The 11762-nt window shown below is 61.0% G+C and carries 12 protein-coding genes; 3 read left to right on the forward strand and 9 right to left on the reverse strand.

Annotated features, from left to right (window positions below; all coding sequences use genetic code 11):
* Positions 1-16: 16 nt before the first annotated feature.
* Together NE623_RS05645 and NE623_RS05650 are read left to right on the forward strand one after the other, a co-directional pair.
* Positions 17-817, forward strand: coding sequence for an ABC transporter permease (locus NE623_RS05645; protein ID WP_256271358.1), 801 nt, complete (start codon positions 17-19; stop codon positions 815-817).
* A 14-nt stretch (positions 818-831) separates the two neighbouring features.
* A complete protein-coding gene (locus NE623_RS05650; protein ID WP_256271359.1) occupies positions 832-1572 on the forward strand; it encodes an ABC transporter ATP-binding protein in 741 nt (246 codons plus the stop codon).
* 141 nt (positions 1573-1713) lie between these two features.
* Here the strand turns inward: NE623_RS05650 and NE623_RS05655 are convergent, their stop codons facing one another.
* From NE623_RS05655 to NE623_RS05695, 9 genes are read right to left on the reverse strand one after another with little or no spacing between them, the layout of a single operon-like run.
* The gene (locus NE623_RS05655; RefSeq protein ID WP_256271360.1) at positions 1714-2175 is read right to left on the reverse strand and encodes a threonine/serine exporter family protein; all 462 of its coding nucleotides are present in this window, start codon (positions 2173-2175) and stop codon (positions 1714-1716) included.
* On the reverse strand, positions 2172-2948 hold the full coding sequence (locus NE623_RS05660) for a threonine/serine exporter family protein (protein WP_256271361.1): 777 nt from the start codon (positions 2946-2948) through the stop codon (positions 2172-2174). Before NE623_RS05660 ends, NE623_RS05655 begins: the two co-directional genes overlap by 4 nt.
* A complete protein-coding gene (locus NE623_RS05665; RefSeq protein ID WP_256271362.1) occupies positions 2941-3702 on the reverse strand; it encodes an acylneuraminate cytidylyltransferase family protein in 762 nt (253 codons plus the stop codon). The genes NE623_RS05660 and NE623_RS05665 overlap by 8 nt, the downstream gene beginning before the upstream one ends.
* Position 3703: 1 nt before the next feature.
* Entirely contained in the window at positions 3704-4654 is a 951-nt protein-coding gene (locus NE623_RS05670) for a Gfo/Idh/MocA family protein (RefSeq protein WP_256271363.1), read from the reverse strand.
* Positions 4655-5632, reverse strand: a complete 978-nt coding sequence (locus NE623_RS05675) for a Gfo/Idh/MocA family protein (RefSeq protein WP_256271364.1) — start codon at positions 5630-5632, stop codon at positions 4655-4657.
* The gene (gene neuC, locus NE623_RS05680; RefSeq protein ID WP_256271365.1) at positions 5629-6816 is read right to left on the reverse strand and encodes a UDP-N-acetylglucosamine 2-epimerase; all 1188 of its coding nucleotides are present in this window, start codon (positions 6814-6816) and stop codon (positions 5629-5631) included. The genes NE623_RS05675 and neuC overlap by 4 nt, the downstream gene beginning before the upstream one ends.
* A 16-nt stretch (positions 6817-6832) precedes the next feature.
* Positions 6833-7828 (reverse strand): N-acetylneuraminate synthase, encoded by a 996-nt coding sequence (gene neuB, locus NE623_RS05685; RefSeq protein ID WP_256271366.1) that lies wholly within the window; start codon positions 7826-7828, stop codon positions 6833-6835.
* A 58-nt stretch (positions 7829-7886) separates the two neighbouring features.
* Entirely contained in the window at positions 7887-8936 is a 1050-nt protein-coding gene (locus NE623_RS05690; RefSeq protein ID WP_256271367.1) for a nucleotidyltransferase family protein, read from the reverse strand.
* A 20-nt stretch (positions 8937-8956) separates the two neighbouring features.
* Entirely contained in the window at positions 8957-10126 is a 1170-nt protein-coding gene (locus NE623_RS05695; protein ID WP_256271368.1) for a LegC family aminotransferase, read from the reverse strand.
* A gap of 364 nt (positions 10127-10490) precedes the next feature.
* Between NE623_RS05695 and NE623_RS05700 the strand changes: the two genes are divergently transcribed.
* On the forward strand, positions 10491-11579 hold the full coding sequence (locus tag NE623_RS05700; RefSeq protein WP_256271369.1) for a DUF3810 domain-containing protein: 1089 nt from the start codon (positions 10491-10493) through the stop codon (positions 11577-11579).
* Positions 11580-11762: the final 183 nt, after the last annotated feature.

The raw sequence follows: 11762 nt of genomic DNA on the forward strand, positions 1-11762 counted from the left end.
AGGAGTTTTACCCCCTATGTCAAAAACCACGCAGGGTCAGCTGCACAACAGCTGGCACAATTTCTCCAAGTACCGCCCCCTCATCCGGGAGCTGGTCACACGCGACCTTAAAGTAAAATACCGCCGCAGCGTTCTGGGCTACGTGTGGAGCATCCTCAACCCGCTGCTTATGATGCTTCTGCAGACGCTGGTCTTTTCCTATATGTTCCGCTACGATATCCCGAACTTTCCGCTGTATCTGATTTGCGGCAACACGATGTTCAACTTCTTCAACGAGAGCACCAATATGGGTATGGGCAGCGTGCTGGGCAATGCGTCGCTGATTAAAAAGGTCTATATCCCCAAGTTTATCTTTCCCATCAGCCGGGTGCTTTCCAGCTTTGTGAACCTTCTGTTCAGTCTGGTGGCCATTGTGCTGGTTATGCTGATTACCCGCTCGCCCTTCTACTGGACGATTCTGCTGGTCTGGGTGCCGCTTTTGCTGCTGCTGGTTTTCTGCTGCGGTATGGCGGTGCTGCTCAGCGCATTGGCGGTCTATTTCCGGGATTTGCAGTACCTGTACGGTATTGTGACGATGGCATGGATGTATGCAACCCCGCTGTTCTACCCGCTTTCCGCTCTGCCGCCGTTCATGATTCCGCTGATTAAGCTGAACCCCCTGTACCACTACATCAACTGTATGCGCTGTCTGGTTATGTACGGCACAGTGCCCGGCCCCAACACATGGATTGCCTGCATCGGCTGCGCGGCGGTCATGATGGCCGTGGGGCTTGCCGCTTTCCGCAAGCTGCAGCGCAACTTCATTCTGTATCTGTAAGGAGCTTCCCTCATATGTCCATCATTCAGGTGGAGGATGTCTCGATGCGCTTCAACCTTGCGCAGGAAAAAACGGAGACCCTCAAGGAATACACCGTCAAGCTGCTCAAGCACCAGCTTTTCTTCAACGAATTTTACGCACTGCGGGATATTTCGTTCCAAATTGAACCCGGCGAGTCGGTGGCGCTTATCGGCCGCAACGGCAGCGGCAAAAGCACAATGCTCAAGCTCATTGCGGGCGTTATGTACCCCACCACGGGCAGTGTCACCGTCAACGGCGAGATTGCGCCCCTCATCGAACTGGGCGCAGGCTTTGATATGGACCTGACCGCCCGCGAGAACGTCTTTCTCAACGGCGCTGTGCTGGGGCATGACCGCGCCTATATGCAGGAGCATTTCAAAAATATCATCGACTTTGCCGAGCTGTGGGATTTTGTCGATGTGCCGGTCAAAAACTATTCCAGCGGTATGATTGCGCGGCTGGGCTTCTCGATTGCAACCGAGGTCAAGGCCGATATTCTGGCCTGTGACGAGATTCTGTCCGTGGGCGATTTTATGTTCCAGCAGAAGTGCCACCAGCGGATGGAACAGATGCTTTCCGGCGGTACCACGCTGCTTTTTGTCAGCCATGACATCAATCAGGTCAAACAGCTGTGCAAGCGCGCCATCTGGATTGACCACGGCCGCCTGCGCGGCGACGGCCCGGCGGAGGAGGTCTGCAACGCCTACGTCGAGGCCATGCAGCGGGGAGAATGAGCTGCTGGCAAAACCATACAAAATAAGCCGCAGATGCGTGTTGTGCATCTGCGGCTTTTGCTGTCTTAAGGCTGCTACTGTAGGGGCGGCGTCCCCCGACGCCCCGGGCAGCTGGCCCGGGAAATTGTGTTTGCGGGCAACCTACAGCCGGTCGTTTCGCGGGTCATGGCGGCTGGGCAGCGGGACGCTGCATACCAGCGCAATGCCCAGCGCCAGCGCCAAGGCAACCTTGAAAGTCTCGCCGCCCTTGCTGGCAAAGAGCTCCTGCTTGCCCTGCAAAAAGTAGTAGGCCGTGTAGTAGATACCGGCACCCGGCACCAGCGGGAAGATACCCGGCAGCAGGAAAATCGTCACCGGGGCCTTGTGGTTGATGGAGAAGAACCGCGCACAGGCGGTCAGCGGCAGGGTGGCCGCCAGCGTGGCAATGGCCGGGCTCATGCCGAACAGCTCCACGCCGAAGATGTATACCATCCAGCCCACCGCGCCGGTCAGACCGGCGGCCAGATAGTGCCGCCGCGGCACCTGAAAGGTAATGCCGAAGCTGATGGTGGCAATGACCACCACCACAAAATGGGCAAGGTAGTGCGTCCATGCAGGCATCATACCGCCACCCCCAGTCCGCGGGCCAGGATCCAGCCCAGCACCACGCCGCCCGCAATGCTGCCCGCAATGAACAGGGCATCCAACAGGCGGATGGAGCCGGAAAGATAATCGCCGTTCAGAATATCCCGCACGCCCATCGTCAGGGCCACGCCGGGGGTCAGCACCATCAGCGCGCCGATGATGGCCGCGTTGGCGCTGACGGCGGGAACCACGGCTTGCACCGCGATGGCCCACACCGTGCAGCAGAACGCCGCCGCAATGTCGGTGAACATCCGGTTGATGCCGTGCCGGCCGAAATACTGGCAGACCAGCGATTCCAACAGGCCCGCCACGGCGGCCACCGGCATATCGGCCAGCGTGCCGCCGAACAGATAGGTAAACCCCGCCGAGCCTGCAATGCAGGCCAGCGTTTCCACCCGGGGGCCTACGCGGGGCAGGGCGCGGGCGGCCTGCAGTCGCTGCTCGGCCTGCGCCATATCCAGCTTGCCCGCCGCCAGCTCGCGGGAGAGCTCGTTCACGGCCTCCACGCGGCCCAGATGGGTGGAAACGGTCGGCACGTGCCGCAGCAGCGAAGAAGCGTCCTGCCCGGGCCGGTGGGCTGAGGCAAAGATGCCGTTGGTCAGCACATAGACGTGGAAATCCTGTACGCCAAGGCTGGCGGCCATAATTTCCATCGTCTGCTGGACGCGGAAAACCTCGCCGCCGTTTTCCAGCAGGGTCTGGCCCGCGTCCATGACCAGCTCCACCGCACGGTCAAACGTGCCCTCAGCCACGGATATTCTCCCGCACAGCGTTAAATTCCGGGTAGTGCGCATACAGGTGCTGCGCAATCGCCTCCATCAGCAGATAATCGTGCTCGGAGTCGATGTCGATGATGCCGGTGTCCATCATGACGCTGATACCGATTTTGCCGCGCCAGAGCATACCATCGGTGTTCTCGGCCAGAAAATCCCGCTTGAACACATAAATGGACGCATTGACGTCATAAACATCGGGCGCTTGCTGGCGGCCGGTAAACTCGCTGTGGCAGACCTGCTCCACGTGGTCATCCACGGTCTTGACCATATTGAACCACGGGTTGCGGCGTGCCTCGCAGACGCTGAACACCAAATCCAGATCGGGGCGGCTCTGCTTCTCGGCAAAGGCGTTCTCGATGTCGGCGGCGGTGCGCAGCGGGCTGGTGATGTCCAAATCCATGTGCCAGTCATAGGCCGCGCCGGTGCGCGCCTCCATGCGGCGCAGGCTGTCCTGATAGACGGCCATCTTGGGCACGCGGTCGCCGCCCAGCTCTACCCCGCGGGGCAGATAGATAACCTCCGGGTATTCGGCGGCCACCAGTTTGGCCAAATCCTCACTGTCGGTGTTCAGCGCAATGTCCACGGTGAGCTCCGGGTGGTTCTTGATGAACAGCTCGGCGGCGCTCAGCGAGTAGTAAACCAGCGGTTTACCGCAGAAAACCTTCAGATTCTTGTTCTTGAAGCCCTTGCTGCCTGCGCGGCCGCAAATCGTGATGAGCAGACGATTCATTTTACACATTCTCCCCAAGTGTTAATTTAAGCACCTTCAGTGCCAGCGCGGGCGGGTTGCAGCTCTCGCCGCTGACGTCCAGCGCATAGTCCACAAAGTATTCCATCTCCCGCTCATAGCGGCGGTTGACGTCCTCCTCATAGTGCTGCACCGTGCCGTCCGGCAGGGTCAGCGTGCCCTTGCCAAAGTCGGCAATATAGCTGCCGTCATGGCAGAAAAGCTCGATGCTGCGCCTGTATCCGCGGCCAAAGTAATCTAGGTGCACCTCGGCCAGAAGGCTCGGATATTGGGCGATATACACCGACAAATCATCGGAGTCAATCTCAAGGTCGGAGTAGGTGCCCTTGAAATTGCAGAGCTTCTCCGGCACGCCAAACAGCTCAACCAGATAGTCCCACTCGTGAATCAGGTCAATGGTAACGCCGCCGCCCAGCGCCTTGTGGGCGCTGTAGACCGTGCGGTAATCCACGCCGGGCCGCCAGTCAGGCAGATAGCTTGAGCAGATGACCCGGGCGCAGTAGGGGTGCAGGGCGGGCAACAGCTCCTTCAGCGCCAGCATCACGCCGCACCACCGCATGGGCGCGGCCACGTAGGCCTTCTGACCGGCGGGCAGGTAATCCGCCAGCGCAAGGCCGGTCTGCTCGGCAGAAAAAATCGGCTTTTCAATGAAAAGTGCCCCGCCGCGGCCCTTGACCTGTGCCAACGCCTCGGCGTGCAGGCTGGTTGGGTTCGTGATGAACACCATATCATACTGCGCGGGGGCGGCGGTCAAATCGGTGTACTGAGCGTGCAGCAGCGCGGCCACGCCGTCCCGCAGCGGGCGGGACAAATCACTGCGCAGGGCGTCCGCCTGCAGCGTCCAGCCGCGGTCAGCGCAGAGGTTGGCGAGATTCTTTAAATGGCGTGTTCCGATGGAGCCCAGCCCCACGAACAGCGCGGTAACGGTACGCATTCAAGCCTCCTCGATTCTGTCCATCAGGTCAATGGCCTTCAGGTCCTTCTCAAAGCTCCAGCGGGGGGCCTCCTCGCCGCGCAGCACGCCAAAAAAGTTCGTCAGCTCGTCCACATAGGCGTTTTCCACAATGTTGTCACTGTAGCGGCTGTCGTGCTCAAAGCTCGCGTAGGTGTCTACCGGCTGCTTGTCGCCGTCCTTGAACTCATACAGTGCCTTGGGGTTGCCCTCCCAGAAAAGGTGGATGCCGTCGCCGAAGCACTCAAAGCTGCGCACGGCCTTGCGGCTGACCACATCGGCGGCCAGCACGCCCTGCACACCGCCCTTGTGGCGCAGCAGCAGCGTCACACAGTCGGGGTAGGGCAGACCCAAATCGCTGATGGTGTCCTTCTGGACGGTCACAGATTCCACATCCCCGAAGGCGTCCAGCAGCCACGGCAGGTCAATGCCGAAAATCTCGCGCACGCCGCCGGTGCGGGCGTTGCCGACAAAGAAATTCTTGTAGTTCTCCCACGGGTGCCAGTCGGGCAGATACTGCCCGATGTGGTAGATATAGTGCACCGGCTTGCCGAAGTCGGCAACCTGCTGCTTGATATACTGCGTCTCGCGCCGGTAGAGCATCGTGGAGGAGAGGAACAGCGGCAGCCCCTTGGCGGCGGCCTTGGCCATATTCTCGGCGTAGCCGTCCCGCACGAGGTTCAGCTCGGTAAAGACAGGCAAATCATGGTCCAGCAATTCGCTGATGACCGCCGCATGGGAAAGCGGCGCGGTGCAGACCAGCGCGGCATCGGGGTGCGCGGCAGTGACGGCGTCCTGAATGGTGGGGTAGGCAGCGTCCGCCAGCCCCAGGGACTGTGCCTCGGCGCGGCGGCTCTCGGCTGTGTCAACGCCGACAATCTGGATGGCCGCGTCAATACCCTTGGTCAGCCGGGCGCGGCGTTTGCCCATGCTGCCTAAACCGACGATGAGAAGTTTCATACCAAAACGCTCCTTTGCGGGTCAAAATCCGGCACAGGGCCGTCATAAAAAATCTTGGGTCTGGTAAAATCGTACCTGGCCAGCACCGTGCAGATTTTGGCGCTGGTGTCCCCGCCGTCATAGGGGCTGGCGGCGGACGCGGCCACCGGGGCAAACTCCGGGGAGAGCGCCTTGCGCAGTGCGGCCTCAATCGCGGGCTCGTCCGCCGGGCAGCAGAGCACATTGGCGCAGATGGTGCGCCCGGCCTGCCGCTTGCCGATGTTGACGGTCGGCACCTTAAAGGTGGGGGTCTCCACCACGCCGGACGAGGAATTGCCCGCCACCAGCGCGGCGTACTGCATGGCCGAAAGGTACCGCTTGAGCCCTAAGCTCTGCACAAAGCCCGCCCGGTCGGGGTGGGCAGCGGCAAACGCCTGCATCATGGCGGTGCAGACCTGCCCGCCCGCGTCCGCGTTGGAGCCGGTAATCAGCCAGAACACCCCCGGCACGGTGTCCATCGCGTTGCAGAGCGCCTCCACCTGTTCAGCGGGCGAGCCGGCGTCGGGTGCAGTCTCGGGGTGGTAGGTCACAAGGGCGAAGGGCTGCATCAGGGCAAAGCCCGTCGAATTGCACAATTCCTCGCGGCTCATTTTGGGCAGGGTGCGGATGTTTTCATTCCCCAGCCCGCCGACACAAAAGACCGTGCCCGGTGCCTCGCCCATGCGGACCAGCCGTGCGGCGCTGTCCGCGCAGGAGGGAAAATGCACCGCCGCCATCTTGCTGATGCAGTGGCGGTAGTATTCGTCCGCCGCGCCCAGGGTCACATCCCCGCCCGAGATATGGGCAATCGGGATATGCCTTGCCGCCGCCGCGCACGCCACGGCAAAAATTTCAAACCGGTCGCCCAGCAACAGCACGGCATCCGGGCGGTGGGCGGCAAAATACCCATCAAATACCGCGATGGTACGCGCAATGGTCTGCGCCACCGGCTCGGCGGCGTCCGCGGTAAAAATCGGCAGGCGGGCAGCGATGGGCAGGCCGTCCTGCTCAATTTCCCGCACGGTCTCGCCCAGCCGCGGGCAGAGGTGCGCCCCGGTCACAACCAGCTGCAGGGCCAGCGTGCCGGAGGCTGCTATCTTCTGCACCACCGGGCGCAGAAGGCCATATTCCGCCCGCGTGGCGGTGACAACACAGATGGTGCGCATAGGCTCTCCCTTGCCGTTACAGCTCTATTTTTTCATCCTCGGCAAAATCGCGTTTGGCGGTCTGGCCCAGAATTTCATGCCAGCGCATCGGGGAAATGCCATCCCCGGGGCGCTTGGTGGTCAGGTTTTCCTCGGTAAAGACATCACCGGCCTTGATGGCGTGCGCGGCCACGATGCTCTTGCGGGCAATGGCCTTGTTGGGCGCTTCGCTCGCGGTCAGGTGCTTGTGGCCGTCGCCCAGCGCGGCCTCCACGTGGCGCACGGCGTCCACCATCGCCTTGAACTCCGCGGGGTCAAGGCTGGCCTTCTGGTCGGGGCCGGGCAGGGACTTGTCGAGCGTGAAGTGCTTTTCAATGACCTGTGCGCCCAGCACGGTAGCCGCCACGTCACACTCCCAGCCGGGGGTGTGGTCGGACAGGCCGACCGGCAGGCCGAACTGCTCAAACAGCTCAATCATGGCGGTCAGGTTGGCGTCCTCATAGGGGGTGGGGTACTGGGTGTTGCAGTGCAGCACCGTCACCTCGGGGCAGCCGCCGTCATCCAGCACGCCCAGTGCATCGGTGATTTCGTCCAGCGTGCTCATGCCGGTGGAGAGCAGCACCGGGGTGTGCAGCTTGGCCATCTCCTCGAGGTACGGCAGATTGGTAATCTCGCCGGAGGGGATTTTCAGCAGCGGCAGACCCAGCGTGCCCAGAAAGCGGACGCTGGGCACATCGAACGGTGCGCTCAGATACTGAATCCCGATGGAATCGCAGTATTCCTTCAACTCTTTGTGGGCCTCAAACGAGAAATGCAGCTTGCGGATCATCTCGAGCTGGCTCTCGGCGGCATCGGTGGTCTGCTTCTGGTACTCGGCCTTCTCGGCAAATTTGCTCACAACCAGCTCAGGCACGGCGGTCTGGTATTTTACAATATCTGCGCCGCACTCCTTGGCCACGCGGGCCATCTCCTTGGCCATTTCCAGGCTGCCGTTGTGGTTGACACCGGCCTCGGCGATAATGGTTACAGGCATAGAAACCTCCTGTTTTTGCAGTGATGTAGGGGCGGGCATTGCCCGCCCGCGCACCGCCTTACTGCTGGTTTTCCAGCTTGCGGCGCATTTTTTCCAGCTCCTCCAGCTGGCCCATATCCATCCAGCTGCTCTCGCTGATGGGGTAGACACCGACCTTCTCCCCGGCCTGGCGGTAGCGCTCAATCACATCGGGGAAGCCGATGAACTCGCCATCGTGCATCTCCTCCACCACGCGGGGTTCCACCACGTAGACGCCGGTGTTGGTCAAAAAGTCCAGCTCCGGCTTCTCGTGCATGGCGGCAATGCTGCCGTCCTCGCCCAGCTCCACCACGCCGTAGGGCACGGTGTAATGCTTGAAGGCGCAAATCATCGTAACCAGATTGCCGTGCGCCTTGTGATACTCATAAATATCGCCGAAGTCCGCATCCAGCAGCGTGTCACAGTTGGTAAAAAAGAACGGTGTATGGACCTTTCCTTTCAGCAGGCAGAGCCCGCCGCCGGTGCCCATAAAGACTTCCTCATCGGCAAAATCCACGTGGTAGTCCTTTTCCAGCTCGTTGAAATAGGACTTGATCATGCCCTTTTTGTAGTTCACAATCATCGTGAAATCGTGGCAGCCGAAATCCCGGAAGCGGTCCATAATCAGCTCGGCAATCGGCTGCTCACCCACGGGAATCAGGGGCTTGGGCAGAATTTTGGTGTAGGGGTACAGCCGCGTGCCAAGGCCGCCCGCCATCATCACCACAGGAATGTCCACCTGCTTGCGGTTGTCCACATCGAGACCGTGGGCAAAGACGATGTCGGTAATCACACCGCGCTTGTTCAGCACAGGCAGTGCGTCAATGCAGTGCTCCTGCAGAATCTCGCGAGCCTTGCCGCGCTCGTTCACCGGCACGCTCAGCGGGTGGTAGTTGGCGGCGTTGTCAATAGTCTGGTCGGGCGTGCCGCCCCGCAGGAAAAACTTGCGGATGTCGCCGTCCGTGATGACGGCCTTCAGCTTGCCCTCCGGCGCAATGAAGAGGATGCGCTGGCCGGTCTCGTCCAGCTTGCGCAGCGTTTCCAGTACGGTGGCGGTCGGCTCAATAAAGAGCTCTTCAACTTTAATCAAGGGTGGTCCCCCTTTGGTAGTTATTTTGTCAGGGCCAGCACCGCTTCAATTACGCGGTCGCAGTCCGCAAAGGACAGATTGGTGGAGCATGGCAGATTGACAATATATTTGCGGTAGTCCAGCGCCTTGTCCAGACCGTAGGCCTCGTTGCGCGGGTAGTCGGCCTGCTCGTGGATCAGCGCCCACACCGGGCGGGTCTGGATCTTCTGCGCCTGCAGCTGTTCAATGACAGTGTCGCGGTCAAGGCCGGAATCCTTCAGGTAGAGGCTGAAGAACCAGTGGTTGGAACGGCACTCCTCCTCGCGGAAAGGCAGGATGCGCAGCCCCTTCACGCCGTCCAGCGCGGCCACATAGCGGTCATACAGCGCCTTCTTGTGGGCGATGAACCCCTCCAGACGCTCCAGCTGGGCAATGCCCAGGCAGGCCTGCACGTTGGTCATGCGGTAGTTGTAGCCGACTTCATCGTGCAAAAATTGCAGCATATCGGCCTTGGCCTGGGTGGACAGGTGCTTGGCGTGCTCGGCCCAGTCGGCATGGTTGGAGACAACCGTGCCGCCCGCGCCGGTGGTGATGATTTTGTTGCCGTTGAAGCTGTAGCAGCCGATATCGCCGATGGTACCCGCAAACTTGCCCGCATAGGGGCCGTCGGTGCAGCGGGTGCCCAGCGCCTCGGTGGCGTCCTCAATCACAAGCAGGCCGTACCGCTTGGCAATGGCCATCAGGCGGGGCATATCGGCCATATTGCCAAAGACGTGCACAACGCCCAGCGCCTTGACGTGGGCGCCGGTTTTCTTGTTGTACAGCTTGCCATCGCGCAGCTCGCAGTGGTTGGCGCAGAAATCCTCCACCGCGTCCGGGTCGATGCAGAGGGAATCGTCACAGCCGATAAAGACCGGCTCCGCGCCGATGTAGCGGGTCAGCGGGTTGACGGCGGCAATGAAGGTCAGCGTGGGGACGATGACCTCATCCCCGCGCTGGATGCCGGCGGCCATGGCGGCCAGATGCAGCGCACTGGTACCGGAATTGCAGGCCACGGCGCGGGGCATACCCACGTAGGCGGCCAGCGCCTCCTCAAATTCCGTGACCTTGCCGCCGCTGGTGGAAACCCAACCCGATGTAATGGCCTGCCCGGCCAGCTCTGCCTCCCGCGGGCCGAAATTCGGGACAGAAAGAGGAATAAATTCAGACATAGCGATGCCTCCATATGCTTGTGTGCCGCCGTTTTGCCGTGCGGACAGAATTTTAGGGCAATACCGCATAATTCTAAGTGCCGATACGGCGAGCGAGAAGTGCAAGCTGCTAAGCAAAAAGCGCAGGTAATACTGGATGTATTACCGAGCATTTTTGCAACGCAGATTGTGCTTCGCAGCCGCAGTAGCGGTGCTTAAGCCGTCAGGCGCGAATTGTGCGGTATTGCCTTAGAAATATTCTATTCTATTATACCGCGTTTCTGCGCGCAGGGCAAGAAAAAGATGTGAGGGCCCGGCTTGCCATAAGAAAACCTTTCTTTTATAATAGATATAATAGAACAAAAACCGACAGGAGCGTTCCGCTATGAATCAGATTCTCTTGTGGCTGCGCGCCCACCGCCGCGGGGTGGCGGCGCTGGCGGCAGGGCTGGCCGCACTGGGGATATTTGTGCTGGCCCGCCGCGACCGTGCGGCCATGGACTGGTGGCTCAGCCATATCTCCATGCCCATCAAGCGCGGGGTGTCCTTTCTGGTGGACCCGCTGCCCTGCAGCGCCTGTGAGCTGGGTGCCACGGTGCTGATTGCAGCCGCGCTGGTGCTGCTGGTGCGTGCCGTGCGCCGCCGCCGTTTTGCCAGCTGGGTGCTGCATATGGCGGTGCTGCTGGTCTGGGGCTATGCGGCGGTCTGCGGGCTGTGGGGCACCCAGTATTACGGCACCACCTTTGCCGAGAAGGCCGGTATGACCGCGCCGCCCGTCAGTGTGGAGGAGCTGGCCGCCGTGACCGACTACTTCGCCGCCCGCGTCAACGAGACGGCCCCGCTGGTGGACCGGGACGCAAACGGCCTGTTTGCCGTGGATAAGCGGGAAATTCTCGACGGCTGCACCGGGCTGTATGACCCGCTGACCGAACGCTGGCCGTTTCTTTCCGGGCCGGAGCGCCGCCCCAAGCCCGCCCTTTACTCCAAGCTGATGAGCGCGTGGGGCTTTACCGGCTACCTCTGCCCGCTGGTGGGGGAGAGCACCCTCAACGTGGACAGCCCGGCGGTCTTTCTGCCGGTAACGGTTGCGCATGAGCTGGCGCACCAGCGGGGCGTCGCCGCCGAGCAGGAGGCTAATTTTGTCGGCGTGATGGCGGCCACCGCCAGCCCGAAGGCCGACTACGCCTACTCCGGCTGGCTGTTCGGGTATCTGCACCTGTCCAACGCGCTCTATGCCGCGGACCCCGCGCTGGCGGCGGAGAGCTACCAGACGCTCTGTGAGGGGGCCCGCACCGACCTTGCCGACAACAACGCCTACTGGAAGCAGTGGGAGGGCCCGGTCAAGGAGACCGGCGAGAAGGTCTACACCACTTTCCTGCAGGGCTACGGCCAGAGCCTGGGTATGCGCAGCTACGGTGCCTGCGTGGATTTGCTGGTGCAGGAATTTTTGCCCAATACAAGCACTAGCGATTGACCCGCCGCCCCACCGCAATATGCCCGGGAAATGCCCGAAATTCTGTAACAATTTTAAACCAGGTGACCCCTGCAATGTTGAAAATTTCGGCGTTTTTCAGCACGTTTTTACGCCCCTGCCCCCTTGCGGAGGGGGCTTTTTTCGTGCTATGATTTACTCTGTAATAGTTTAATAAGTTTTCAA

It is taken from the genome of Gemmiger formicilis (assembly GCF_024462815.1).
Taxonomy (GTDB): Bacteria; Bacillota; Clostridia; order Oscillospirales; family Ruminococcaceae; genus Gemmiger.

What these genes read in the sequence shown, in the direction of transcription:
- NE623_RS05655 (WP_256271360.1), bottom strand. Translation starts at nt 2,175, where the DNA reads ATGATGCCTGCATGGACGCACTACCTTGCCCATTTTGTGGTGGTGGTC.
- NE623_RS05695 (WP_256271368.1), bottom strand. Translation starts at nt 10,126, where the DNA reads ATGTCTGAATTTATTCCTCTTTCTGTCCCGAATTTCGGCCCGCGGGAG.
- neuB (WP_256271366.1), bottom strand. Translation starts at nt 7,828, where the DNA reads ATGCCTGTAACCATTATCGCCGAGGCCGGTGTCAACCACAACGGCAGC.
- NE623_RS05700 (WP_256271369.1), top strand. Translation starts at nt 10,491, where the DNA reads ATGAATCAGATTCTCTTGTGGCTGCGCGCCCACCGCCGCGGGGTGGCG.
- NE623_RS05670 (WP_256271363.1), bottom strand. Translation starts at nt 4,654, where the DNA reads ATGCGTACCGTTACCGCGCTGTTCGTGGGGCTGGGCTCCATCGGAACA.
- NE623_RS05675 (WP_256271364.1), bottom strand. Translation starts at nt 5,632, where the DNA reads ATGAAACTTCTCATCGTCGGTTTAGGCAGCATGGGCAAACGCCGCGCC.
- neuC (WP_256271365.1), bottom strand. Translation starts at nt 6,816, where the DNA reads ATGCGCACCATCTGTGTTGTCACCGCCACGCGGGCGGAATATGGCCTT.
- NE623_RS05650 (WP_256271359.1), top strand. Translation starts at nt 832, where the DNA reads ATGTCCATCATTCAGGTGGAGGATGTCTCGATGCGCTTCAACCTTGCG.
- NE623_RS05645 (WP_256271358.1), top strand. Translation starts at nt 17, where the DNA reads ATGTCAAAAACCACGCAGGGTCAGCTGCACAACAGCTGGCACAATTTC.
- NE623_RS05665 (WP_256271362.1), bottom strand. Translation starts at nt 3,702, where the DNA reads ATGAATCGTCTGCTCATCACGATTTGCGGCCGCGCAGGCAGCAAGGGC.